This window comes from Kitasatospora sp. NPDC088351 (assembly GCF_040685575.1).
Classification (GTDB): Bacteria; Actinomycetota; Actinomycetes; order Streptomycetales; family Streptomycetaceae; genus Kitasatospora.
In genome coordinates this window covers 86,692-112,155 of sequence record NZ_JBFBIL010000002.1, presented here as the reverse complement: position 1 = coordinate 112,155, position 25,464 = coordinate 86,692, and the positions used below count along the sequence as shown (strand labels likewise).

Genomic DNA, 25,464 nt, shown 5'->3' with positions numbered 1-25,464 from the left:
CGGGCCGGAAACCGCCGGACGGCGCGACGGAGGGCGTAACTGACATCACGTCACAGCCGTTGTCAATCAACGATTGTGACGTCTTCGGACACCCCATTGCGCCTGGTTGCGGCAGGTTTGTCACCCGGACGGGCGGTGCGCCGCCGCGCACCGCCCGTTCGGCCTAGGGCCGGTCGTCGAACTCCCGCCCTCCGCTACTGGCGACCGCCGCCGGCCTCCACCGGTCGGGTCCGCAGCAGGGCCCGGACCGGCAGGCCGGTCGAACCGAGGCAGAGCAGCACGGCCCCGACGGCCAGGGGCAGGGCGATGCCGGCCGGGATGTGCGGGGCGACGCCGGCGATACCGCGGGCGATCGGCAGCAGCGTGATCCAGGCGATCGCGCCGCCGAGCACCAGGCCCGTCGCGGCGACCAGCAGCGCCTCCCAGCGCATCATGCCGCGCACCTGCCGCCGGGTGGTGCCGGCCAGGCGCAGCAGCGCCACCTCGCGGCGCCGGTCCAGCACCGTCATCACCAGGGTGTTGGCGGCGGTGACGGCCGCGAAGCCGCCCAGCACGCCCGCCATCACGGTGTTGGCCCAGGCACTGAGCTCCTGCGCGCGGTCGGCCTGCGCGGCGTAGCCGGCCCGGTCGGTGACGGTGGTGCCGGCGAGGCCCGCCAGCTTCGCCGCGACCGCGGCCCGGTCCGCGCCGGGGGCGTCGGCGACCAGCACCTGGCTGTCGTACCCGGCGGTGACGTGTTCGGCGACGGCCGCGCGGGGCAGCAGTACCTGGCCGAAGGCGAGGCCGCGCTCGTAGGTGGCGACCACCGTCGGCTGGACCTTGGTGCCGTCCCCGAGCCAGAGCGGAGCGCGCCCGCCGACCTTGACGCCGAGCGTGTCGGCGAGGCCCGCGTCCAGGGCGACCGTGTCCGCGGAGCGGCCGAGGTCGGCCAGCGAACCGCTCTTCACCCCGAGGTCCAGCACCCGGGGCAGCTTCGCCGGGTCGCCGTTGACGCCCAGCGCGGTGGCGGTGGCCAGGACCTGGCCGGCGCGGTAGACGGCGCCGGTGTGCAGCACGCCGACGGCGGCGTCCACGCCGGGCACCCCGGCCACCTGGCCGGCGGTGGTGGCCGGCAGGCCGGGGCCGGTCGGGCCGACCACGTGGTCGGCGGTGATGCCGGTGCGCACCTGCTCACCGGTGGCGTGGCTGATGGTGGTCTGGATGAACAGCAGGGTGCCGCAGAAGGCGGTGACCATGACGATCGGCGTGATCGCGGAGGCCAGCCGGCGGGCGTTGGCCCGGGTGTTGTCGGCGGCCAGCGAGCCGGGGGCGCCACCGGCCCGCAGCGGGGCGCCGAGCACGCCCGCGGCGATCCGGGCCACCAAGGGGCCGAGCAGGGCGACGGCCATCAGGAAGCACATCACGACGCCGAGCGCGGTATTGGCGGCGTCGCTGCCGTCCAGGGTCGAGGCGACGACGGAGAGCACCACGGCGCCGGCCGTGAAGACCAGCCCGATGACGGTCCGCACCCTGCCCAGGCCGCCGGGCTCGATCGCGGCCTCGCCGAGGGCCTGGCTGGGCCGCATCCGGGACGGGCGGCGGGAGGCCAGGAAGCCGGCGAGCAGGGCGGCCAGGCTGCAGGTGCCCACGGCGGCGAGCATCGGGATCGGGCCCACGCTCAGCGAGACGTCCTCGGGAACGGCGCCGCGCGTCACCATCTCGCCGAACCACCAGTGGGCCAGGGCCAGTCCGGGGAGGATGCCGAGGGCGCCGGCGACGGGCGCCACCAGCATCGCCTCGGTGGCGATGGTGCGGCGGATCTGGCGCGGGGTGGCGCCGATGGCGCGCAGCAGCGCGAACTCACGGGCGCGCTGGCCGGTGGCCAGGGCGACGGTGCTCATCACCACGAAGACCGCGGTCATGGTGGCGGTGCCGCCGAAGGAGCCGCCGAGGGCGGTCAGCATGGTGCGGCTCTCGGTGAGCTCGGGCTGCTCGACGGTGCCGCGGTCGTCGCCGGTCAGCACCTTGGCATCACCGCCGACGGCCTGGCGGACCTGGGCGGCGAGGGTCTTGGCGTCCACGCCCTCGCGCGGCTGGACGGCGATCGCGTCCACCCGGCCGGGGTGGCCGGAGAGCTGCCCGGCGGCGGCGTCGGCGAACCAGGCGGTGGGGCCGGCGCTCTGCGGGGCGGCGAGGCCGGAGATCCGGTAGCCGCCGGCGCCGCCGGGCGCGGTGAGCGTGAGGGTGGCACCGGGCGCGAGGTGGGCGGCGTGCGCGGTGTCGGCGTCCAGGACGACCTCGCCCGCGCCGGGCGCGCGGCCCTCGACCAGCTTGTCGCCGTTGCCGGCGATACCCAGCGCCGCGAAGGCGCGGCCGGTCAGGGCGGGGTTGGCCGCGGCGGCGCTGTCGGCCCCGCCCTGACCGGCCGTGATCGGGAAGGCGGTGTCGGGGCGGGCGGCCGCGACACCGGGCTGGGCGACGATCCGCCCGGCGAGCGCGGCGTCCACCCGGGCCCGCTCGGGGACGGCCTGCTCCTCGGTCTCGGTGTCCTCGCCCACCTTGTGGGTGAAGGAGACGGTCGACTCGGCGGCGACGACCACCGGCGTGCCCGCGTACCGCACCGGCGGGACGCTCGCGGTGATGCCGGTCTGCAGCAGGGTGCCGCAGGCCATGATGACGGCCGCGCCGAGCAGCAGGGCGAGGAAGGTGCCCACGAAGGAGGCGGGCCTGAAGCGCACCGAGGCGCGCGCGAGTCCGTTGCTCATGCCGCGATTCCCACCGGGCGGGCGGTCAGGGTGACCATCCGGTCCGCGACCGTCTTCGGGTCGGGGCGGTACAGCTCGTCCACCAGGGCGCCGTCGGCCAGGAAGACGACCCGGTCGGCGACCGAGGCGGCCACCGGGTCGTGGGTCACCATGACCACGGTCGCGCCCATGGTGTCCACGGCGTGACGGAGCAGGCCGAGCACCTCGTGGGCGGTGCGGGTGTCCAGCGCGCCGGTCGGCTCGTCGGCGAAGACCACGTCCGGGCGGGTGATCAGCGCGCGGGCGATCGCGACGCGCTGCTGCTGTCCACCGGAGAGCTGGCCGGGGCGGCGTCCGGCGTGCTCGCCGAGACCGACCTGGGCCAGCAGCTCCTGGGCACGGCGGCGGTCCTGGCGCTCACCGGCCAGGCGCTGCGGGAGCAGCACGTTCTGCAGCACGGTCAGCGAGGGCAGCAGGTTGAAGGACTGGAAGACGAAGCCGATCCGGCTGCGGCGCAGCTTGGTGAGCCGGTTCTCGCTCAGCCGGGAGATCTCCTCGCCGCCGAGGTACACATCACCGGAGGTGGGGCGGTCCAGGCCGGCCGCGCACTGCAGGAAGGTGCTCTTGCCGGAGCCCGAGGGGCCCATGACCGCCGTGAAGGTGCCGTGGCCGAGCGCGAGGTCGATGCCGCGCAGGGCGTGCACGGTCTCGTTGCCGCGGCCGTAGCTGCGCCGCACCGTCCGGAGTTCGATCGCGGCCTGGGCGGGACGCCCGTACTGATCGGTCTGTGAACGGTCGTGGCGGGGTGCCATGGTGGGCCTTCCTTCGGTGATCGTCGCAGGTCGTCGACGTGTTCCACCCTAGGAATGGCGCATGGTCCACACCATGCAGGCCGCTGGCGAGAGAAGGGTGGGGTTATCCCCACCCACCCTGCGACCGGACCTGACGCCGGGACCAGCACCGGACCGGCTCCGGGGCCGGACGTGGCCCCGGGCTCAGACCTCCTCGCCGTCGATCCGCTCGTACCCGGCGCGCAGCTCGGCGAGGGCGGGGTGGGCGGGATCGAAGCGCGTACCGTCGATCGCGGCGATCGGGCGGACGCCGACGCCCGCGTTGACGGCGAAGGCCGCCTCGAAGCGGTCCAGCCCGGCCGCCTCGACCCGCTCGCGCAGCTGTGGGCCGCGGTGGGCGCGGGCCAGCAGGGCGGCGGTGACGCCGCGCAGGCTCGGACCGTCCGGCCAGACCAGTCGCCGGCCGTCGTGGAAGCCGATGTTCCAGGTGGCCCCCTCGGTCACCCGGCCGTCGGCGTCGACCAGCAACGCGTCGTCGTAGCCATCGAGTTGGGCCAGCCGGCGGTGGCGGATCAGGCCGAACAGGCCGACGTGCTTCACCTCCGGCAGTTCGCGGGTGTACGCCGTCGTGCGGACGCGCAGCGGGCCGGGCGCCGCCGTCGGGGCCGGGCGGGTGGTGACCAGCAGGCGGGGCGCGGCGGGCGCGCCCGGACGCTCCAGACCCAGGGCCGGGTCGAAGACGGTGACCCGGACGATCGCCGGGGCGCCGTCCGCCGGGAGCACCCGGCGGATCCGGTCGCGGAGCAGGCAGCGGTCCAGGTCGGCGGCGAACAATACCCGGGCGTCCCGGACCAGCCGGTCAAGGTGCAGGCCCAGGCCGCGGACCCGGCCGGCCTCGGCGCGCACCGTGGTGAAGTGCCCGTAGTTCAGCAGCCCCAGCGCGGCGACCTGCCCGGCGTCGGCCGGCTCCCCGTCGATCTCGATCTCAGCCATCCCCCGAGTCTCCCAGCCGCCGGGACGCGGTGACCACCGGGCGGTAGGGGGTGACGACCCGTCGGCCGCCGTCCCGGGCGAGCTGCTCGAAGTGCTCGATCTTGTACGCGAGGCCCTCCGGTTCGCCGGTGTCGGACCAGCGCCACGCCTCCGCCCACCACTGCGGTCCGCGCACCAGCGGGTGGCCGGCGAGGGCGAGATGGAGGGCGAGCGTGGTGCGGGCGTAGCCGCGCACCCAGCCGTCCGCCTGGCGGTAGGCGGCCGTCTCGTCGAGCCGCAGCCAGCGGCCCTCCCGGCCGGCGGCGAGCAGTGGGGTCCAGGAGTGGAGGGTGCCGTGCGGGGCTTCGCTCCGGACGTCCGGGCCGGGTGGGTCGTCCGGGTCCTGCGGGTCGGGCGGGTCGGGCGGGTCGGGCGGGTCGTGCGGGTCGTGCGGGCGGTCGGCGACCAGGAACAGCAGCCGCCCGCCCTCCTCCCGTACCCGGTAGGGCGGGAGTTGGGGCATCCGGGCGAAGCCGATCGCGTGCTTCCAGGAGACCACCCAGAGGCCGCGCCGGAGGTAGTAGCGGACGGCGTGCTGCCAGGTCCAGTGCGCCTCCAGGCGGTAGCCGGGCAGGCCTTCGGCGGTCGCCGCCCGGTACACCTCGGCGAGGGTCTCCCCGGCGAGGCCCAGGCCGCGCGCCCCCGGGCGGAGGTAGAGCGAGGAGACGGCCAACTGGCCCGGCCCCCTGGTCCAGTTGTCCACCGCCACCGTGCCGATGGGCTCGCCGTCCCGGCCCAGCACCCAGTAGCGGCGGCGGTACAGCTCGCCGCACGGCCACTCCCGGCCGCTCTCGCCCAGCCGTTCGCGCAGCCGCCGCTCGGCCGGCGGGGTCAGCGCGTCCGGGTCCACCGGTTCGCCCGACTCCCCCTCGGCCAGGGACGCCAAGTCCCACCGGGCGAACCGCCGCCCGTCATCGCCGGACGCCACCGGTCGCAGCCGGGCCACCGCCCCCAGCCGCTCCTGCGCCCGCTCCACCGCCGCATCCCAGGACCTCACCACACGCCCACGATAGCGAGCTCCGGTCGCCGAACGTAATTCACTGGACACCGAACGTCAGGGTCGGATACGAATGCCAACGGGCCGGATGCCCCGGTCCGATGCGGTTTGCGGATGCGGTTCACGGATGCGGTTCACGAGAGGAAGGAAGCACTGCATGCACGCCAGTTGGCGAGTCAGCGTTCCATCGGGCGGGAGTCGTGCTCGGCGTCCGCGATGCCGAACCAGCGCCGCGCGGCGGCCCGGAGCGCCTCCAGGCCCGCCTGGTCCGGGCGGGGTGAGCCGGATGCCCACGCCACGTAGCAGTCGGGGCGGAGCAGCAGGGCGGTGGCCACGGGCGCGGGGGCCTGGGGTTGCGCGGTGACGATGTCCACGCGGTCGCGCCACGGCGCCATCGCCCGGGCCGCCGAGGAGTCTTCGGTGAGGTCGAGCAGCAGGGGCCGTGCGGATCTGGCGAGTTCCGCCAGCCGGACCGTCCCGGCCGGGGTGCGCAGGTCCAGGTCCGGCGCGAACCGGCCGACCAGCGGGTGCCCGTCGTTCCCGCCCATGTCGTACCGGACGTCGGTACCGGCGACGAGGTCGGCGAGGTGCTGCACCGTGTCCCGGTGTCCGAGCAGTTCGGCGAGCAGCTCCCGCAGCGCGGTGACGTCGCTGCCGGGTGCGATCAGCGCGGACTGCGCCTGGGCGTTCATGACCATGCGGCGGGCGGCTTCCCGGCGCTCGGGCTCGTAGCTGTCCAGGAGTCCGGGCGGGGCGCTGCCCCGGATCTCGGCGGCGAGCTTCCAGCCGAGGTTGACGGCGTCCTGCAGGCCGAGGTTGAGCCCGGGCCCGCCTCCCGCGGCGTACACGTGGGCGGCGTCGCCGACCAGAACGATCCGGCGGTCCCGGAACCGTTCGGCGACGCGTGTGTTGCCGCCGGACAACCGGCGCAGCACATGCGGCCCCGCACCGGCGGGCGGGTCGAGCGGCACGTCGGCGCCGAGCACCCGGCGGACGCTCGCCCGCAGTTCGTCGAGGCTCATCGGCCCGTCCGGCTCGGGCTGGTCCCACTCCATGGTGCTGACCAGCGGCGGGTGGCCGGGGAACGGCGCGTACGAGAACCCTCCCTGCTCGGTGCGGTGCGGCAGGAACGGCAGGACGGCACCGCAACCGGGTACGTTCAGCGCCCCGGTCGCGGGATCCACCCACTCCGCCGGGACGGTGGCATGGGCCGCCCGGCTGGTCGTCCGGTCGTAGCTGACGCCGGGGAAGCCGATGGCGGCCTGCTTGCGCGTGATGCTGTGCGCGCCGTCCGCGCCGGCCAGGTAGCGGGTCCGCAGCCGGTAGGCGCCGTCGGGGCCGTCGACGTCGACGGTGACGCCCTCGTCGTCCTGCGCGATGGCGACGACCCGGTGCCCCCGTCGGATGTCCACGTCGAGTTCGGTGGCGCGTTCCTCCAGGACCTGCACGATGCGGCGTTGCGGCACCGGCAGGCCGTGGAGCGGACTGTCCTTCAGCATGCCCAGGTTCAGGAGCAGCGAGGCGAACATGAAGTAGGCGGAGTTCGGCCGCGGCGGCCCCGGGTCGCCGCCGAGGCGCTGGTACAGGCCCCGCCGGTCGACCATGGGGACGACCTGGCCGAGCAGCCCGTTGGCCTTCGGTTCCTCGCCGGGTTCGGACAGGCTTTCCAGTACGACGGGCCGGACACCGGCCAGGCTCAGCTCACAGGCCAGCATCAGCCCGTTCGGGCCTCCTCCGACGATGACCACATCGGCGGTCATTGGCGCGTCCTCTCTGTTGGGCCCGGAAAAGGGCAGGACGGATCGGCCCGGCGACGGCCGGGCCTGATCGGTTCGCACGGGTTCCTACGGGGTGGGAAGACCGGCGGCGAGCCGGTCGAACACGTCGCGCAGCACGGGGACGAGCGGGGTGGGCGGATCGGCACGCAGACAGTGCTCCACGGCCACGGCACTGCCCGCCCCGATCACCGCGGCGACCAGCTTCGGGTACACCTCGCGGGCCGCGTCGGTGCCGGTGCGCTCGGCGACCGCCTCGGCCAGCACCTCCTGCGCGGCCGCGTTCGCCTTGACGACCTCGCCCTGCAGTGCCGGTTCGGCCAGCATCAGCCGGAGTCCGTCCCGCCAGCGCTGGTCCTGGGCGGACCTCGCGCCCGCTTCGTCCCCCTGCGCGAACTGGGCCAGCACGGCGTGGAGGACCGAGTCCCACAGCGGCTCGGCGGCCGGACGCGCGCGCAGCGTGTCCGCGATCCGCAGCATGCGCTCCAGGTGGCCGGCCGCGATCGCCTCGGCCTTGCCGGAGAAGTAGTTGCGGAACGTGCGCACGGACACGTTGGCCGCGTCGGCGATGTCCTCCACCGTCACGTCGTCCCAGCCGCGTTCGACGCACAGCCGAATCGTGGCCTGGCTCAGCGAGACGCGCGTCTCCCGCTTCTTGCGCTCACGCAGCCCGATCCGGGCGTCTTCCCCCTGCGTCATGCCAGCCACCGTAGACCATCTTGCCGGAATGGAAAAGTTGCCGATGCGGCAAGATTTTCGGGGTGGTGGTAGGGGAAACCCGACCACAAGTCTCGACCTGACCGTCATGACCGCGCTGACCTGGGCCGATGCAATGAAGGGGTGATGAATCAGCAAGCCCGGCAGGGTCGGTGGGCGCGGTGGGACCGGTGGGCGCAGCGGGACCGGTGGGATCCATGGGCGCGGGGCGGCTCGGGCCGCAGGGCGCTGTGGTGCGGTGGCTGGCTGGTCGCGGCCGGCTGGGCCGGGGCCCTCCCGCTCGTCTCCGGGCTGGGACCGCACCGGAGTTGGGGCGTCTGCGCCGCCATCGGCTACCTGGCCGCGGCGGTCGCCGTGGTCGTGCTGCCCCGTCGGCGGGCCCGGGCGGCGTCGGTGGCGGTCGCGCTCTGCGGGGCCGTCCTCGTCCCGCTGCTGCTCCTGGTGCTGACCGGGCAGGGGCAGAGCGAGGTCGGCGTGATCGAGCGCTCGGCGGCACGGCTGCTCGACGACGGCACCCCGTACGCGGCCGAGCCGCGCACCCTCGCCGAGTACACGCCGTACCTGCCGGGCATGGCCGCCTTCGGGCTGCCCCGGGCGCTGTCCGAGGCCCTGCCCTGGGCGCAGGCGCTGCCCTGGGTGGAGGGGTGGCCGGCGCGGCTGCTGGGCGACGCCCGCCTCTGGTGCGCGGCCGTGTTCCTCGGCTGTCTGCTGCGTGCCTCGGGCCCCCGGCGGGCCGGGGTCGCGCTGCTGACCGCCTCCCCGGTGGTCGCGCTGCCGCTCTGCGTCAGCGGGGTGGACCTGCCGATGACCGGCCTCTGCTGCCTGGCGCTGGCCGGCGCCGCCCGGGGCCGCCCGGTCGGCGCCGGCCTGGCGCTCGCCGCCGCCTGTTCGCTCAAGTGGACGGCCTGGCCGGCGCTCCCGGTCGTCGCCGGGCTGCTGGCCGCGACCACGGGACGGCGGGCGGCCCTGCGCGGAACCGCGGTCGCGGTGGCCGGCACGGCCGTCCTCGTCCTGCCGGGCGCGCTGCGCTCGCCCGGTCCGATGCTCCGGCAGGTGTTCGCCTTTCCGACCGGGCGCGGCGATCTGCCGACCCCGGCCGGCAGCCCGCTGCCCGGGCGGCTGCTCGCGGACCTGGGCCCCGTCGGCTGGTCCGCCGCCGTCGCACTGCTGCTGCTCGCCGGGCTCGCCGTCGCCGTGTCCCTGGTGCTGCGCCCGCCCCGGGACGTCGTCGGCGCCGCCGACCGGCTGGCCCTCGGGCTCTGCCTGGCCTTCCTGCTGGCCCCCGCCGGGCGGTTCGGGTACCTCGCGCTGCCGCTCGCCCTCGCCGTCTGGGCCCGGTCCCGGTCCGCCGGCCGGCCCGCTCCCCGCTCCTTCGAGCCGAACTCCTTCGCCCCGCATCCCTTCGAGCCGAACTCCTTCGGACCGAACTCCCCCGTCGACCCGCGAACCGAGGTTGTACCGATCCCATGGGCACCACTCTCGTCGTCACCAACGACTTCCCGCCCCGCCAGGGCGGCATCGAGACCTTCGTCCACGCCCTGGCCACCCGCCTGCCCGCCGGCGAGGTCGTCGTCTACACCTCGGACGAACCCGGCGCGGACCGCTACGACGCCGCTCTCCCCTTCCCGGTGATCCGCGACCCGTCCCGGACCCTGCTGCCCACCGGCCGGGTCACCCGGCGGGCCGCCGAGATCGCCCGCGCCCACGACTGCGACCGGGTCTGGTTCGGCGCCGCCGCCCCGCTCGCCGCGATGACGCCCGCACTGCGCCGCCAGGCCGGTGGGATCCGCCGGACGGTCGCCACCACGCACGGCCACGAGATCTGGTGGGCGCGCACCCCCGGGGCCCGCCGACTGCTGCGGCGGATCGGCGGGAGCGTGGACGTGGTCACCTACCTCGGGGCGTACACCCGCGAGCGGATCGCCCCCGCGCTCGGTCCGCAGGCCCGGCTGGAACGGCTGGTCCCCGGCGTGGACGCCGCCCGGTTCCGCCCGGCCGGGGGCACCGCCGAGGGCACCGCCCCCGCCCTCGCCCTCGCACGGCCGGCCGCGCCGGTGATCCTCTGCGTCGCCAGGCTCGTCCCCCGCAAGGGCCAGGACACCCTGATCCGCGCGCTGCCGCTGATCCGGCGGACCGTCCCGGGTGCCGTCCTGGTCCTGGTCGGCCGGGGCCCGGACGAGCGGCGGCTGCGCTCGCTGGCCCGCCGTCACACCGAGCCGGGCTCCGTGGTGTTCGCGGGCGGCCTGGAACACGCGGCGACACCCGCGTACTACGCGGCGGCGGACGTGTTCGCGATGCCCTGCCGCACCCGCCGGGCCGGGCTGGAGGCGGAGGGCCTGGGCATCGTCTTCCTGGAGGCCGCGGCCGCCGGACTGCCGGTGGTCGCGGGCGACTCCGGCGGCGCGCCCGACGCCGTGCTCGACGGGGTGAGCGGAACGGTCGTCGACGGGCGGAGCCCTGCGGGCGTCGCGGCGGCGGTCGGCCGGATACTGCGCTCACCGGCGGCCGAGCGCGCCCGGACGGGGGCGGCCGGGCGGCGATGGGTCGAGGAGGAGTGGTCGTGGGAGGCGTCCGCACACCGTCTGGCCCGGCTGCTCGACCCCGAGGAGACCGAGCAGACCGAGGACGCCGTGGGCCCCGCAGGCTCCGTGGGCTTCGTGGGCGCCCAGGACACCGGCGGGGCGGCCTCGCCCACTCACTCCCCGCGCAGATGAGCCAGGACCGCGAGGACCCGCCGGTTGCCCTCGGCCGGATCGAGGTCCAGCTTCATGAAGATGTTGCCGCAGTGCTTCACCACCGAGGCCTCGGTGATGCTCAACCGCCCGCCGATGGCCTGGTTGTTCAGCCCCTCCGCCAGCAGCGTCAGCACCTCCCGCTCCCGCGGGGTCAGCCGGGCCAGCGGCCGCTCCCCCGACTGCTGGCGAAGCAGCACCCGGACCACCTCCGGGTCGATCACGGTCTGCCCGGCGGCCACCCGGCGCAGCGCGTCCAGGAAGTCGGCCACCTCGCCCACCCGGTCCTTGAGCAGGTAACCGAGCCCAGCCGGCTGCGCACCGGCCGCCCCCAGCAGCCGGGTGGCGTACGGGGTGGCCACGTACTGGGAGAGCACCAGCACCGGCAGGCCAGGGTGCCGCTCCCGCAGGTCGAGGGCGGCGCGCAAGCCCTCGTCGTGGAAGCCCGGGGGCATCCGGACGTCGGTGATGACGATGTCCGGGCGGTCCGCGTCCACGGCGGCGGCCAGCGCGTCCGCGTCGCCGACGGCCGCGACGACCTGGTGGCCGCCCCGGGTGAGCAGTTCGACCAGCCCGGCGCGGAGCAGCACCGCGTCCTCGGCGATGACTAGCCGGAGCACGGCACCTCCACCCGGAGCCTGGTCGGCCCGCCGATCGGACTCGTCACCATCAGTCTTCCTCTCAGGATCGCCACCCGGTCGGCCAGCCCCTGCAGTCCGGCCCCGGTGGCCGGGTCGGCCCCGCCCCGGCCGTCGTCCGTCACCTGGAGGACCAGCCGGGCGGCCTCGACCCGGCCGTGCACGGTGATCGTGGTGGCGCCGCTGTGCTTGGCCGCGTTGGTGAGCGCCTCGGTGACGGTGAAGTAGGCCGTCGTCTCGACCGGGCCGGGCAGCCGCTCCGGGAGGTCGATGTCGACCTCGACGGGGATCGGGTGGCGCAGCGCGACCTCGGCGACGGCGGCGGCCAGTCCGTGGTCGGTGAGCACCTGCGGGTGGATGCCGCGGACCAGGCCGCGCAGCTGCTCCAGAGCCTGCCGGGCCTCGTCGCGGGCCCGGGCGACCAGCGTGGCGGCCGGGTCGTCGCCGCCCCGCCCGCCCCGTTCGCCCAGCTCGTAGGCGGCCAGGCCCAGCGTCATGCTGAGCGCGACGAGCTGCTGCTGGGCGCCGTCGTGCAGATCGCGTTCGATCCGGCGGCGCTCGGCCTCGAAGGCGTCGACCAGCCGGGCCCGGGAGCGGGTGAGTTCCAGCACCCGGTGGCCGAGGTCCTCGTCCCGGGGCCCGAGCAGGAGCCGGGCGAGCAGGACGTGGGCGGTCGTCAGCAGCGCGCCCGTGTAGGCGCAGAGCAGCAGGCCGGCCAGCCCGGCGGCCGTCGCGGGCAGGGCCTCGACCGGGCCGGGGATCGCCCGGCCGGGGATGACCATCACGGTCTCCGGGGCGAGCGCCCACACCACCACCGGGGTGGTGACCAGCGCCGCGGAGAACAGCAGCAGGGCGGTGAAGCCGAGGCAGACGGCGCTCAGCACCGTGCCGAGGAGCGCGGTGTGGGCGAGTTCGCGCCAGGTCGCGCGCTCCCGCAGCCGGGTGCGCAGCCAGGCCGGGCGGCCGGCCCCGGGCAGCGGGCGGTGCGGGTCGGGCACCACCACCGGCTCGACCAGGCGCAGCCGGCGCCGTTCCAGGGCCGCGACCGGGAGGCCGGACAGGACGAGGGCGGCCAGGACCGGCAGGCCGATGCCGACGACGGACAGCGGGAGGCCCACCAGCAGCAGCCCGGCCAGCACCACCAGCACCACTGGCCCGAGCAGCGCGCCGCTGAGCAGATAGGCCCAGCAGCGCAGCGCGCGGACGGTGAACGGGAAGCGCCCGGGGTGCGCGCGCAGCACCGCCCAGACGGCCACCGGCTGCTGCTCCTCGCTCATCCGGTCACTCTAGCCAACCGGCTGACGGGCCTTCCGGCGGGCGGCGGGCACCGTCGGCTGCCTGGTCAGGGCGACGGCGGCGATCACGGCGAGGCCGCCGACCAGGGCGTTCCAGCCGACCGGTTCGGCGAGCAGGAGGGCGCCGAGGGCGGTCGACCAGAGCGGCGTCACATAGGTGACGGCGGCGGCGACGGCGGTGCCCGCGGTGCGGACCAGGCCCAGGTTGAGGATGTAGGCGACGCCGGTGCCGAGCACACCCAGCACCAGCAGGGCGGCCGCCGGGCCGGGACCGGGCCAGTGCGGGGCGCCGGCCGCGAAGGGGGCGACGACGGCCAGTTCGGCGCCGCCACAGGTGATCTGGACGGCGGAGAGGGCGGTCGCCGAGTAGGGGCGGGCGGCGAGATGGCGGCGCAGGTAGGCGAAGCCGGCGCCGTAGCAGCAGGCGGCGGCCAGGCAGAGCAGACCGCCGGCGGCCTCCCCCGCGCCGAGTCCGCGCCACACCCCGAGGACGGTCAGCACCCCGGCGAAGCCGAGCCCGAGGCCGGCCAGTCGGCGCGGCCCCGGGTGGCGTTCCTCCGCCACCGTGACGACCGCGAAGAGCAGGGTGAACAGCGGGGTGGTCGCGTTCATCACGCCCGCGAGGACGGAGCTGACCCTGGTCTCGCCGTAGGAGAAGAGGACGAACGGCGCGGCGTTGAGCAGCACCGCGACCACCGCCGAATGACCCCAGGTGGCGGCAGTGCGCGGGACGGCCTCGCGGCGCAGCGCCAGGATCGCCCAGAGCGCCGCCGCCCCGAGGACGCACCGCCAGCACGCCACCCAGAGCGGTGGCACCCCCGCGTCGACGGCCACCTTGATCAGCGCGAAGCTCGCGCCCCAGATCGCCGACAGTGCCACAAAGCCCGGCCACCAGCGCCGCACCGCACCTCACCCGCCCTCTTCCGTCCGGTCGCCCCGGCTGCTGTCTCCGCCGCCGTGGCTGTGGTCCTGGTCACCGCGGCTGCTGTCCTTGTCGCCGTGGCCGCGTGGACAGAGCGTGGCGCGCGGGCGGATCATGAGTCCAACAAGTTCCAGTTCGGGAGAGATGAGGAAGTCTCATGACCTCGGAGGTCAATCTGGCCCAGCTCAGAGCGCTGATCGCGGTCGCGGACGCGGGCGGGTTCGGCGCGGCGGCGGGCGAGCTGGGGATCAGCCAGTCCGCCGTCTCGCACGCGGTGGCCGCGCTGGAGCGCACCCTCGGCGCGCCCGTCCTGCACCGTGGCACCCCGGCCCGCCCGACGGCGCTGGGCGAGCGGATCCTTCCGCACGCCCGGACGGCGGTCGCCTCCGCCGCCGCCGTCCGGTCCATCGCCACCCTGCACTCGGGCGGCCTCACCGGGACGGTACGGCTGGCCGCGCCGGCCACCGTCTGCCAGGGGCTGCTGCCCGGACTGCTGCGGGACTGGCGGGCGGCACACCCCCGGGTCACCGTCCGGGTCTTCGAGGGCGAGGACGACGAACTGGCCGTCTGGCTGGAGGCCGGCACCGTCGACGCCGCCGTGCTGGTCGACGCAGACCCGGCACCGCCCGGGGCGATCCCGCTCGGCGCGGACTCGATGCACGCGCTCCTCCGCCGCGACCATCCGCTGGCCGGGCAGCCCGCCGTCGACGTGGCCGACCTGGAGGACGACGACTTCCTGCTCTCCGAGGGCGGCTGCGAGGCCCGTATCCGCGAGGCGTACCGGCGGGCCGGCGCCCGGTTCGCGCCCCGGCACCGGATCCGCGACCTCAACACGCTGATCGGCATGGTGCACGCGGGCGTGGGCGTCTCGGTGATGCCCGCCCTCGCCCTCACCATGCTGCCGCCGGACTGCGTGCTCGTCCCCCTCCGCCCCGCCGTCCACCGCACCCTCGCCCTCACCGGCCCGGGCAGCCGTCCGTGGTCCCCGGCCGTCGCCGGCCTGCTGGCTACCGCCCGTGACCGCGGGGCGGCGGCGGGGGTGCCTGCGGCGCGGGGCTGACCGCCCGGCCGGGGGCCGACCGCTGCCCCGCCCGACCGGGGCGCTGACCTGCCGCGATAGATTCGGGGAGTACTGACGAGGCGTCCGATCGAGGGGGACAGATGGAGAGCCGGCAGCGCCGGGCTCCGGTCCGGGTGATCCCGCCCGTCGCGCCGCCCGGCCGGTTACCATCGCCCCTATGCCAGCGCCGTACCACCTCGCCGGGGACCCCGAGCGGCTGCCCGGGCACCCTCGACAGGGGGTGCTGAGTTGTGGTATACCACAGCCTGGCCAGCCAGCCAGCCAGCCAGCCAGCCAGCCAGCCAGCCAGCCAGCCAGCCAGCCAGCCAGCCAGCGGGCGGGCCGGTCGGCGGTGGCCGACGTGCTGTTCGCGGTCCGGTCGGCGGCCGCGCTGCACCGGCTGCTGGACCTCCTCCCGGTCTTCGAGGGCGACGAACGCGTCCGCTGCCGCTTCACCCTCGTCCCCGGCTCGGAGTTCGACACCGACGCGCTGGCGGCCGTCGAGTCCTCCGGCGCCCGCTGCCTGCCCTGGCACCGGGCGCTGGCGTCCCGGCATGATCTGATCCTGACCGCCAGCCCCAAGGGCGACCTGGGATCCCTGCGCGGCCACCAGGTGCTGCTGCCGCACGGCGCGGGCTTCAACAAGGCGCTCCCCGACGAGGGTTCGGCCGCCCTCCCGTCCGGTCTGGACCCCGCCTTCCTGCTCACCGACGGCCGCCCGACCGCCGCCCTGCACGCCCTCGCCCACCCTGCCCAGATCGAACGGCTGGCCGACCAGTGCCCGGCGGCCACCGACCGCGCGATGGTGGCCGGCGACCCGACCCTCGACCGCGTCCTGGTCTCCCGCGACCGCCGCGACACCTTCCGGGCCGCGCTCGGGACGGGCGGGCGCCGGCTGGTGGTGCTCTCCTCCACCTGGGGCCCGGAGTCGCTGCTGGCCCGCCGCCCCGAACTGCCCGCGCTGCTGGCCTCCTGCCTGCCGCACGACGCCTTCCAGCTGGCGCTGATCGTGCACCCCAACGAGTACAGCAGGACCGGCCGGATGGACCTCGCCCGCCGGCTGCGGCCCGCGCTGGACGCGGGCATGGTGCTGGCCGGGCCGTACGAGCAGTGGGCGGCGCTGCTGGTCGCCGCCGACACCGTGGTGACCGACCACGGTTCGGTGGCGCTCTACGCGGCGGCGCTGGACCGGCACCTGGTCGCCGCCTGTGACGGCCGGGGCGAGCTGGTGCCGGACAGCCCGATGGCACGGCTGCTGGCGGCGGTGCCCCGGCTGGACCTCGCCGACCCGGAGACGGCTCCGGCCCTGCTCGACCCGCCCACGGACGCCCCCGTCGGCACCCGCCGCTTCGCCGAGGCCGCCTTCGCCCTCCCCGGGGAGTCCCTGGACACCCTCCGCCCCGAGCTCTACAAGCTGCTCGGACTGGTCCCGCCGCCGTACCCGGTCCAGCCCCGGCCGCTGCCCGTCCCACCGGCCGCCCCGCCCGCCCCGTCGGCCTTCGCGGTCCGGGCCCGGGTGGACGGGCGGGAGGTCGGCATCGACCGGCTGCCGACCTGGACGGACCTGCCGTTCCACCACCGGGCCGCCGAGTACGGGCGTGCCGGGACCCGCCAGCTGGAGAGCGCCGCCCTGCTCTACCGCCGCGTCGGCGCGCCCTCCCCGGCCTGGCACCAGGAGTACCGGACGGCCGCGGACTGGACCGCCGCGATGCTCGCCGAGTACCCCGGCTGCCGGACCGCGGGGATCGTCCTCTCCCCCACCGTCTGTCTGCTCCGACGCCGCGGCGGCGAGCCGTTCACCGTCCGGATCGAACCGCACCGGGACGGCGGCCGGGTGCGGCTCACCGACCCGGCCGCCGTGCTCTCCGCCGTCCACGCCTGGGCCGGAAGCGAAACCGGGGGCGGCCCGGAGCACCGGCCGCCGACCGAGCTGATCTGCCGCATCGGCGGCACACCCTACCGCGCCCGGCTGGAGCCCGCCGCCGACTCCGATCTGCAGCAGCCGATCTGACGAAGCATCAAGCGAACGCCCTACTCGGCCGGCCGCGCATCGCCCGTCCGTTCGCGCAGCTCCCGCACGGCGGCCCGGTACCCGTCGGCGCCGCCCTCGTCCCCCGACTCCTCGCAGAACTCCACCAGCGTTTCCAGGACCCGCAGTTCGTCCTGGACGGAGTCGCGCGCCCGGGCCCCGGCCAGCGCCGCCTCGTACAGCCGGGCGGCCTCCTCCCGGCGGCCCGCCAGGCGCAGTGCCCCGCCCAGTTCGAAGCCGGTCCGCGAGGTCATCCGCTCGCGGCCGAGGGCCATCGCCATGGCGTGCGCCTGCGTCAACAGCTCGACGCCACGCCCCGGTTCACCCATGCCCACGGCCGCCCGGCCCAGCAGGTAGGTCTGCAGCATCACGCCGTAGTCGTTGCCGATCGCCAGGTGCTCCTGTCGCGCCGCCTCGAAGTCCGGTGCGGCGGCGGCCCAGTCGCCCTGCACAGAGGCCAGCTTGCCCCGGAACTCGATCGCCGAGGCCCGCAGCTTGCGCGCCGGAGGCTCGTCGCCGAGCAGCCCGGAGCCGTTCACCGCCAGGCGCAGCTCCTCCGCCGCCTCCTGGTAGCGGTGCTTTTCCCAGAGCGGGCGGGCGAGTTGGCAGCGCATCCGGACGGTCGCGGCGATGTCCCCGGCGCGCACGGCGGCCGCGACACCGTGGCCGAAGGCGTCGGTCACGTCCGCGTAGTGCTGGTGGTCCAGGAAGTGCGTCCAGAGCGCCTCGCAGAGCGCCACCGCGTCGGCGTCCAGCCCGTCCTCGTACGCGATCCGCACGCAGCCGTAGAGCGCCAGCCGCTCGGACTCCAGCCAGTGCATCGCCCGGTACTTGTCGGTGAACTCCACGTCCGGCGCCTCGCCCTGGGCGGGCCCGTCCGGCACCGGGCCGGAGACCGTCAGCCTCGGCCCGGCGGCCAGCAGGTCGGCCCGGCCCGCCTGCCGCCGGTACCAGCGCACCAGCCGGTGCCGCCCGGCCGCCGCCTCACCGTCCTCGGACCGCCGCCCGGCCCGGCGCAGGGCGTGACCGCGCAACAGGGCGTGCATGCCCAGTCCGTCCGGCCGCCGTTGCAGCAGTCCTGCGGTCTCCAGCTCCGCCAGCGCGTCCTCGGCCCGTTCCAGCCCGACGCCGAGCAGCGCGGCCGCGACGTGCCCGGTGACCACCGGCCCCGGGTGGTGGGGCAGCAGCCGGTACAGCCGCGCCGCGTCGGGGTCCAGGCCGGCGTACGCGGCGTCCCAGACGGCCTCCACCACGGGCAATCCGTTCCGGTGCAGCTCGGCGGTCAACTCCTCCACCAGGCGGCGGAGTTCCCGGTGACGGTGCTTGCGCACCCAGCGGCCGGCCACCTGCAGCGCGGCCGGCAGGCCCTCGCAGCGGCGGGCCAGTTCGGCGGCGGCCTCCGGGTCCGCGGCCAGCCGGGGGTCGGCGACGGTCGCGCGCAGCAGGCTCACCGCGTCCTCGCCGGACAGCGGCCCGATCGGCAGCTCCACCGACCGTGCCCCGTCCAGGTCGTAGAGCGGACCGTGGCTGGTCACGATGACCACACCGGCGGACGATGACGGCAGCAGCGGCTGCACCTCGGCCCCGCTCTGGGCGTTGTCCACCACGACCACCAGGCGCTTGTCCTGGGTGAGATCCCAGTACTGGCGGGCCCGGTCGGCGAAGCTCCGCGCCACCGCGGTCTCCGGGTCCAGCGAGCCGATGAGGCCGCCGAGCGCGTCGGCGACCTCGACCGCGCCGTCCCGCCGCAGGTCGTCCAGATCGACGTGGAGCACACCGTCCGGGCAGCTTCCCCGCTGCCGCAGTTCACGGGCCAGCCGGAACCCGAGCGCCGTCTTCCCGACCCCGCCCATCCCGCTCAGCGCCACCACCAGCGGCCCGCCCCCGGACCCCGACCCCTCCGCCACCGCCTCCAGCACCCGAGCCTGCTCGTCCGCCCGGTCCTCGAAGTGCGCCAGCTCCGGCGGCAGCTGGCACGGGGCCGACACCGCCCCCTCCGGCCCGTACACATGCAGCTGCCCAATGCTCTGCGCCTGCACGATGGACCCGGCCCGCACCTGCCCGTCCACCCTGTTCCACGTCTCCTTGGCCACCCGCCAACTCTAGGGCCGAACCGTCCGGCACGGTGCCGGTCGACACGGTTCGGCGCACGCAGTCCGACCGTCAGGCACCGCAGGCCGCACGCCGGGGCCCCGGCGGCCGGGGGGGGACGGCGGGTCTTGACCAAGACGGGGTTGACGGCGGTTTCCGGACAGGTCTATACCAGTGAGGACCCACGGCAAGTACGGCCCGCCAGTGGGTTGTTGAGCCCGGCGCGCCGCCCCCACAGTTGGCGCGGGTGGGCCTTCCCCTGCCGTTTCCTGGAGAGGTTTCCGATGGAACGCGCTCTTCCCCCACAGCGGAATCCCCAGCTGTTCGGACAGCAGACCCCCGAGCGGACCGGGCCCGGACGGCGCCGGAGCGGGCGGCGGACCGCCGTGGCCGTCGCCGGGGTGCTCGGGCTGGTGGCCGGCGGGCTCGCCGCGCTCGCCGGGACCGGGGCGGCGCTGGCCGCGGCCGGGCCCGCCGACGCGGGTACCGGGCTGGGCAGCAACTGGTACGCGTCCGCGCCGTACCTCATGCCCGAGGACAACAGCCCGCCGGACGCTGCGGCGGTGATGGACGCCACCGGGCAGAAGGCCTTCCAGCTGGCCTTCATCCTGGACAAGGGCGGCTGTAGCCCGGCCTGGGGCGGCACCTCCTCGATCGACACCGACACCACCATGCCCGCCGTGATCCAGACCATCCGCGCCAAGGGCGGCGACGTCTCGGTGTCGGTCGGCGGCTACGGCGGCAACAAGCTCGGCCAGGGCTGCGGCACGCCCGAGGCGACCGCCGCCGGGTACCAGAAGGTGATCACCAAGTACCAGCTCAAGGCGATCGACATCGACCTGGAGGAGCCGGAGTACGAGAACTCCGCCGCCATCCACAACGAGATCGGCGCCGCCCGGATCCTCCAGCAGAACAACCCGGGCCTGTACATCTCGATCACCACCGCCGGCACCAGCGCGGGCACCGGCTGGTTCGGCCAGCAGATGCTCAACGAGGCCAAGTCGCAGGGCTTCACGCCCGACAACTACTCGATCATGCCGTTCGACGGCGGCTTCAACGGCGCGTCCGCGCAGACCGACGCGCTGGTCAAGTTCAACCAGATCCTCCAGACCACCTTCGGCTGGACGGAGGCCAACGCCTACGCGCACGAGGGCGTTTCACTGATGAACGGCCGCACCGACGCCGCCGAGTACTTCCGGCAGGCGGACTTCCAGACCGTGCTCGACTTCGCCACCGCGCACAAGCTGGCCCGGTACACCTACTGGTCCGTCAACCGCGACCGCCAGTGCCCCGGCCCGGTCGACCCCGGGCTCTCCGGTTCCTGCTCCAGCGTGGCGCAGAACGACTGGGACTTCACCAAGTACACCGTGAAGTTCGCCGGCGCGACCCCGCCCACCAGCCCGAGCACCCCGCCCACCAGCCCGAGCACCCCGCCCACCAGCCCGCCGCCGACCAGCCCGGGCACCTGCGCCGACCCGGCGTGGAGCGCCGCCACCACCTACACCACCGGCAGCAAGGTCTCCTACAACAGCCACGAGTACCACGCCAAGTGGTGGACGCTGAACGAGAACCCGTCCGCCAGTGGCCAGTGGGGCGTCTGGTCCGACGACGGCCCCTGCTGAGCGGCCGGAACCGCGTGCGAGGGGGATCTCCCGGGCCACCTCCACCCCGACGGCGTCGTGGACGGGCAGCACATCGATCTCTCCGATTCTCATGACCGGGCGAACCCCCCGCGCGGCCGTGCCGCATTCCCGGGTGGCGAAACCGCGGCACGGGCTCGGAAACGGTCGCAGGGACGGCCACGGGAAACCGGCTCAGGACGGCGAATCGGCGAGCCGGTCGCGCAGGTTGGCCAGGATGCCGGCCGCCTCCCCGAGGTCGGCCCGGCGGCAGCGCTCGATGGCGGTGCCGAGCCTGGCCCGGGCGGCGTCGACGCGGCCGAGGTCGGTGCCCTCGATCAGCGCGGCGACCCGGACCGCCTCGGCCCGCGGCAGTTCCGCCTCGGCGCCGCCCGCCTCGTAGGCGATGATCGCGAGGTCAGCCGAGGCCAGCGCCTCCTCGTGACGGCCGGCGACGGCGTAGACCCGGGCCCGTTCGAAGTGGGCGGCGCCGCTCTGGTGCCAGGCGGTGAACGGCTGGCCCTCCTCCTCGGCCCGCGCCCGCACGGCGTCGGCCTCGACGAGGCGCTCCAGCGCCGAGTCCAGCCCGTCGGGGCCCTCCGCGTGCATGGTGAGCCGGGCGAACTCCCGGAGCGTGGCGGCCATCTGGTCGGCGCGCGGCGCCTTGGCGTGGGCGGCGAGGGCGCGTTCGCGGGCGGCGTGCGCGGCCTCCCAGCGGCCCGCCTCGACCAGCGCGACGGTCGCCTCGCAGGCGACCACGGTGTGGGTCTGCTGGTCCTCCCAGCCCGCGACGAGGTCGGCGAGCCGCAGGTACTCCTCCGCCGAGTCCCGGAACTCCTCCAGCGCGAACAGCCCCCGGGCGAGGTCCAGCCGGACCTGCGCCAGCATCCGCTCGTCCAGCTCCGCCGCGCCGGCGTCGTGCAGCACCGACTCCAGGACGGCGACCGCGTCGGCCGCCCGGCCGCTCTCCCGCAGCTGGTCGGCGAGTTGCAGCCGGACCTGGGCCGCCTCCTCGGCGCCCGCCGCACCCTTGCGGTCGTACCGCTCGGCGGCCTCGGACAGCGCCCGGACGGCCGCGCCCGTGTCCCCGAGGTGCGCGCTCGCGTGGCCGAGCATCATGTACGTCGGCGCGAACGGGTAGGAGTCGTCCGCCCACCGGGTGGCCTCGGCCAGGGCCCGGTGGAGGACCGTCACGGCCTCGGCGGACTCGCCGCTCTGGAGCAGCACCTGGCCCAGCAGACCGAGCACCCGCGGTGTCTGCCAGGGCAGTTCGGCGGCGTCCAGCTGCTCCAGGGTCCGCCGCAGCTCGGCCGCGGCCTCGGCCAGCCGGCCCTGCCGGGCCGCCGCGTCCGCGCTGTACTGGTGGGCGGTGGCGGCGCGCCGGGCCGAGCCGCGCTCGGCGCTCTCCCGCCGGTACGCGGCGACGGCCGTCTCGAAGCGCTCGACGGCCTCGGCCGGTGGCTCCGGCAGCGACCGCACCAGGTCGTGGTGGGCGGCGAAGGCCCGGCACTGGAGGACGATCAGATAGTCGTCCGCGGCCAGACCGTTCTCGTCGGCCAGCAGTTCCTCGGCGCGGTGCAGGGCCGCGTCCAGGGCGGGCCAGTCCACCGTCACGCCCTCGACGTCGCCGAGCTCGACCACCAGGGTGCGGGTGCGCACCACCAGGGCCTGGCCGAGCAGCCCCTCCTGCTCGAACAGCTCGGCGGCCTCCAGCAGTCCGGCCTTGCCGGCGGCGAAGTCGTCCCGGTCCAGCGCGGTGTGGGCCCGCTGCTCGGCGATCTCCGCGCGCAGCAGCCCGGCCGGGCCGGCCTCGGTGCCCTCCGTGTGGACGTAGTCCTCGGCGGTGAAGCGCGCGGTGACGCTCCGCCAGAGCCGGTCCGCGTCCGGGTGGCCGAGGACGTCCAGCTCACGGGCCCTTACCACCAGGGCGGCGAAGTCCTCGGGCTCCGGCTCGGTCTCGCGGCGCGGTGCGGGCGCGGACGTGACGGCCGGGGCTCCCGCCAGCTCGGGCGAGGCGGCGGCCCGCACCCCGAGGGCGAGCGGCTCGGCGAGCAGCGGCTCCCGCTCCAGCCGGGCCCGGCGGCGCGCGCCCACCGCGTCGGTGCCGTTGCGGGCGTCGAAGCGGGCCGCCAGCGCGTCCGCCTCGGTGCGCAGGTGGGCCAGCAGCGAGTCGACCGTCCAGGAGACCCCGGGCGGGCCGCTGACGGTGAGCTCGCCGTGGCCGCGCCGGACCAGACCGGCGATCAGCACCTCGACGCCGGTGAGGAAGTCGAGCCGGCCGATCGGGTCGCCGGTCACGTCGAACAGGTCGCGGTTCTCGGAGAGGATCTCCAGCCCGCGCGGCTCGTTGCCGGACAGCGCGCAGAACTCCACGTGCAGGCCGACCGCCCGCGCCATGCCGGACTTGCCCCGGGCGAAGCGGTAGCCGACCAGGTGGCTGGAGCGCGCCTCGTCCAGCCGGCCCTGACGCAGCAGCGGCAGCAGCGCGTAGGCGTGGCTGAGGTACGGCTCCTCGGCGCAGGTGCTCTCGCCGGCGAAGACCGGCCGCCAGGCCTCCAGCGCCCGCCGGTCGTCCCCGGCGCGCAGGTGGTGGGCGGCCTGGGAGCGGATCTCGCAGGCGTGGCAGTCGCTCAGCTCGGTACGCGGGCGGGCGGCCCACAGCTCGAAGGCGTCCTCGGCGTCCACGCCGGTGTGCGCGGCGAGGTGGAAGCGCTGGGCGTAGTAAGGCTGGAGGCCGTACCCGGCGGCGCGGTAGCGCTCGCGCATCTCGGTGTGCCAGCGGCGGACGGCCGCCAGCGGGACGTCGGGCGTGCCGATCAGCGCGGTGGCCACCCACTTGAAGCGCCAGAACACCTGGTGGCGGGCCCAGTCGCCGAAGCCGTCCGGATCGGTGTCCCAGAGCTTCAGCACCCGGGCGAAGACCACCGGGGCCTTGCTGCGCTCGCCGTCGTACTCGTACGCCTCCATCAGCTCCAGCAGCGCCATCGAGCGCACCCCGGTGTCGTCGAACTGCTCGGCGGCGTCGACGATCTCCTCGGCGGTGACGGTCCGCACGCGGCCGTACGGGCGGGCGTCGTTCTCCCGCAGGGCGGCCATCACCGCGTCGGTGGTGTCCAGCATTACGACTCCTTCTGCGGGCCGGCCGACTCGTGGCCGAGCATGGCGTGGTCGAGCAGGCTGATGAACGACCGGTTGAGCAGGGCGCTCTCGCTCGACCGCAGCGGGCGGCGGGTGAGCAGCACCGCCTGGCCGTACAGGGCCTCGACGGCGGTGACGGCGAGTTCGCGGCTGGTGATGGACGCGGCCCGGCGCACCAGCGGGTTGAGGTGGTTGAGCACCAGCTGGGCGCGGGGCACCTCGGCGCGCAGCGAACCCAGGATGTCGGCCCAGAGCCCGTCCGCCTCCTCGGCGAGCTGGGCGCGGGTGCGCTCGTGCCGGGCCTCGCGGTTGTCCAGCAGCAGCGCCGGGGCGCTGGTGGGGTGGAAGCTGCGCAGGGCGACGTCGCAGTCGAAGCGGCCGACCACCTCGCGGGCGATGGTGAGGAAGGCCGAGGCGGCGAGTTCGGCGGCCGGGTCGACGGTGTCCAGGTGCGCGGTGACCGTCCCCGGGTCGAGGTCGGCCACCGAGGTGCCGGGCCGGATCTCGGGCAGCCGGTGGACGAGGTCGCGGTCGTAGGTGTAGCCGCCGTTGACGACGCCGAGGCCGGCCGCGCCGGCGATCGGGGCGACCTGGCGGAACTCCTCGACGGTGCGGGTGACCAGGACGACCGGGTGGGCGCGGGCGAACTCGTCGAGCGTGACGTTGCCGTCGGTGGTCTCGAACGGCAGCCACGGCAGCAGCATCCGCAGCAGTTCGTCGTCGTAGCGGGCCAGTTCCTTGACGGCGAGGTGGTGCACGCCGATGAAGCGGTGCAGCAGCGCCGGGTCGCTGGCGGACAGGCCGGTGAGCCAGTCGCGGATGCGCGCGCCGAGCGCGTCCCGGACGGCGGCGAGCGTCTCGTCGGCGTAGAGGCCCTCGCGGGAGGCGGTGGGGCGCAGGCTGTCGGTGTCGACCACGCAGCGGACGAAGAACGCCCACTCGGGCAGGAGTTCGTCGGCCTGGTCGGAGAGCAGCATGCCCTTGAGGTGGACCCGGTGGCCGGAGCGGCGGGACGGCGGGGCGGCGTCCGGCAGGACGTAGGCGACGCCGCGCAGGCCGACCAGCGGGAGGTCCAGCTCGATGGTGTCCAGCGGGGTGAAGTCGAAGGTGGCACGGCAGTACTCGGCCAGCGCGTCGCGGCGGGCCAGCGGGGAGCCGTGTCGGTCGGCCCACGGCGGCGTCCGGTTGACGGGCGTGGCGGTGCCGCGGGCGTCCACCACGGTCACCTCGTGGCGCAGCAGGCTGCCGAAGTCCCGGGCGAGCGCGAGGACCCGGTCGGAGCGGGTCCACTCGGCGGCGTCGGCGCGCGGCGCCAGCCGGACGGTGGTGCCGGGCTCGGGCTTGGCCTCCGGCGGCAGGGTGCGGATGGTGTAGCGGCCGTCGGAGCCGCCGCGCCACTCGATGACGGGGGCGTCCGGGGTGGCGGCGGAGCGGGTGACGACGGTGATCTCGTCGGCCACCACGAAGCAGGCCAGCAGGCCGATACCGAACTGGCCGATGAAGTCGCCCCGGGCCCGGGCCAGCCCCGCGCCGTCGAGGCGGCCCTCGGCGTCGCGCTTGGAGCTGCGGCCGATGGTGGCGAGGAAGGTGTGGACGTCGGCCTCGGTGAGGCCGATGCCGGTGTCGGTGACGGTCAGGTCGTCGCCGGCCACGACGGTGATCCGGGCGGGCGCGGCCGGGTCGAGCGCCTGCCGGGCGGAGATCGCGTCCACCGCGTTCTGCAGGAGTTCACGCAGGTAGACCCGGGGGCTGGAGTAGAGGTGGTGGGAGAGCAGGTCCACCAGGCCGCGCAGGTCCACCTGGAAGGTGTGCGCACTCGTCGGGTTCTCGGATGGGGACACCGGAGGCTCTTTCGCTCGCGTGGGTGTGGAGGTGTTCGGGGGTGTGCAGGCGTTCGGGACGGGG

At 75.6% G+C, this 25,464-nt stretch carries 17 protein-coding genes; 5 read left to right on the top strand and 12 right to left on the bottom strand.

Translation table 11 applies throughout. The features are described 5' to 3' along the window. Positions 1 to 194 precede the first annotated feature (194 nt). The 6 genes from AB0P06_RS01950 to AB0P06_RS01925 form a co-directional block, all read right to left on the bottom strand. On the bottom strand, positions 195 to 2,744 hold the full coding sequence (locus AB0P06_RS01950; RefSeq protein WP_363604315.1) for an FtsX-like permease family protein: 2,550 nt from the start codon (positions 2,742 to 2,744) through the stop codon (positions 195 to 197). Beyond that, complete coding sequence (locus AB0P06_RS01945) at positions 2,741 to 3,535, bottom strand: ABC transporter ATP-binding protein (RefSeq protein ID WP_363604314.1); 795 nt, start codon at positions 3,533 to 3,535, stop codon at positions 2,741 to 2,743. Before AB0P06_RS01945 ends, AB0P06_RS01950 begins: the two co-directional genes overlap by 4 nt. Positions 3,536 to 3,718: 183 nt before the next feature. Continuing rightward, the gene (locus AB0P06_RS01940; protein ID WP_363604312.1) at positions 3,719 to 4,507 is read right to left on the bottom strand and encodes an aminotransferase class IV; all 789 of its coding nucleotides are present in this window, start codon (positions 4,505 to 4,507) and stop codon (positions 3,719 to 3,721) included. Further along, the gene (locus AB0P06_RS01935; RefSeq protein WP_363604310.1) at positions 4,500 to 5,546 is read right to left on the bottom strand and encodes a GNAT family N-acetyltransferase; all 1,047 of its coding nucleotides are present in this window, start codon (positions 5,544 to 5,546) and stop codon (positions 4,500 to 4,502) included. The genes AB0P06_RS01940 and AB0P06_RS01935 overlap by 8 nt, the downstream gene beginning before the upstream one ends. Before the next feature lie 173 nt (positions 5,547 to 5,719). Further along, entirely contained in the window at positions 5,720 to 7,303 is a 1,584-nt protein-coding gene (locus AB0P06_RS01930; RefSeq protein WP_363604308.1) for an FAD-dependent monooxygenase, read from the bottom strand. Between the two features lie 84 nt (positions 7,304 to 7,387). Further along, positions 7,388 to 8,017 carry a TetR family transcriptional regulator gene (locus AB0P06_RS01925; protein WP_363604307.1) on the bottom strand — a complete coding sequence of 210 codons (630 nt, stop codon included), beginning with the start codon at positions 8,015 to 8,017 and terminating at the stop codon, positions 7,388 to 7,390. 144 nt (positions 8,018 to 8,161) lie between these two features. On the opposite strand from AB0P06_RS01925, the gene AB0P06_RS01920 reads away from it, so the two are divergent. Continuing rightward, entirely contained in the window at positions 8,162 to 9,667 is a 1,506-nt protein-coding gene (locus AB0P06_RS01920) for a hypothetical protein (protein WP_363604305.1), read from the top strand. After that, entirely contained in the window at positions 9,553 to 10,749 is a 1,197-nt protein-coding gene (locus AB0P06_RS01915) for a glycosyltransferase family 4 protein (protein ID WP_363604595.1), read from the top strand. The genes AB0P06_RS01920 and AB0P06_RS01915 overlap by 115 nt, the downstream gene beginning before the upstream one ends. Here the strand turns inward: AB0P06_RS01915 and AB0P06_RS01910 are convergent. Genes AB0P06_RS01910 through AB0P06_RS01900 form a run of 3 tightly spaced genes read right to left on the bottom strand, consistent with a single transcriptional unit; the run spans position 10,731 to position 13,579 of the window. Continuing rightward, complete coding sequence (locus tag AB0P06_RS01910) at positions 10,731 to 11,387, bottom strand: response regulator transcription factor (protein WP_363604304.1); 657 nt, start codon at positions 11,385 to 11,387, stop codon at positions 10,731 to 10,733. The genes AB0P06_RS01915 and AB0P06_RS01910 overlap by 19 nt on opposite strands. Continuing rightward, a complete protein-coding gene (locus tag AB0P06_RS01905; protein WP_363604302.1) occupies positions 11,375 to 12,682 on the bottom strand; it encodes a sensor domain-containing protein in 1,308 nt (435 codons plus the stop codon). Before AB0P06_RS01905 ends, AB0P06_RS01910 begins: the two co-directional genes overlap by 13 nt. A gap of 9 nt (positions 12,683 to 12,691) precedes the next feature. Next, positions 12,692 to 13,579, bottom strand: a complete 888-nt coding sequence (locus AB0P06_RS01900) for a DMT family transporter (protein ID WP_363604301.1) — start codon at positions 13,577 to 13,579, stop codon at positions 12,692 to 12,694. Between the two features lie 200 nt (positions 13,580 to 13,779). Here AB0P06_RS01900 and AB0P06_RS01895 point away from each other — a divergent pair, with 200 nt between their 5' ends. Next, positions 13,780 to 14,682, top strand: coding sequence for a LysR substrate-binding domain-containing protein (locus tag AB0P06_RS01895; protein WP_363604299.1), 903 nt, complete (start codon positions 13,780 to 13,782; stop codon positions 14,680 to 14,682). 361 nt (positions 14,683 to 15,043) lie between these two features. Continuing rightward, complete coding sequence (locus AB0P06_RS01890; protein ID WP_363604297.1) at positions 15,044 to 16,693, top strand: translation initiation factor 2; 1,650 nt, start codon at positions 15,044 to 15,046, stop codon at positions 16,691 to 16,693. Positions 16,694 to 16,713: 20 nt separating this feature from the next. Here AB0P06_RS01890 and AB0P06_RS01885 read toward each other — a convergent pair whose 3' ends face one another. Then, positions 16,714 to 18,804 (bottom strand): NB-ARC domain-containing protein, encoded by a 2,091-nt coding sequence (locus AB0P06_RS01885; RefSeq protein WP_363604296.1) that lies wholly within the window; start codon positions 18,802 to 18,804, stop codon positions 16,714 to 16,716. Positions 18,805 to 19,086: 282 nt separating this feature from the next. Here AB0P06_RS01885 and AB0P06_RS01880 point away from each other — a divergent pair, with 282 nt between their 5' ends. After that, positions 19,087 to 20,424, top strand: coding sequence for a carbohydrate-binding protein (locus AB0P06_RS01880; protein WP_363604295.1), 1,338 nt, complete (start codon positions 19,087 to 19,089; stop codon positions 20,422 to 20,424). A gap of 192 nt (positions 20,425 to 20,616) precedes the next feature. On the opposite strand, the gene AB0P06_RS01875 is transcribed toward AB0P06_RS01880, so the two are convergent. After that, on the bottom strand, positions 20,617 to 23,541 hold the full coding sequence (locus AB0P06_RS01875) for a hypothetical protein (protein ID WP_363604294.1): 2,925 nt from the start codon (positions 23,539 to 23,541) through the stop codon (positions 20,617 to 20,619). Next, complete coding sequence (locus AB0P06_RS01870; RefSeq protein WP_363604292.1) at positions 23,541 to 25,400, bottom strand: HSP90 family protein; 1,860 nt, start codon at positions 25,398 to 25,400, stop codon at positions 23,541 to 23,543. Before AB0P06_RS01870 ends, AB0P06_RS01875 begins: the two co-directional genes overlap by 1 nt. Positions 25,401 to 25,464: the final 64 nt, after the last annotated feature.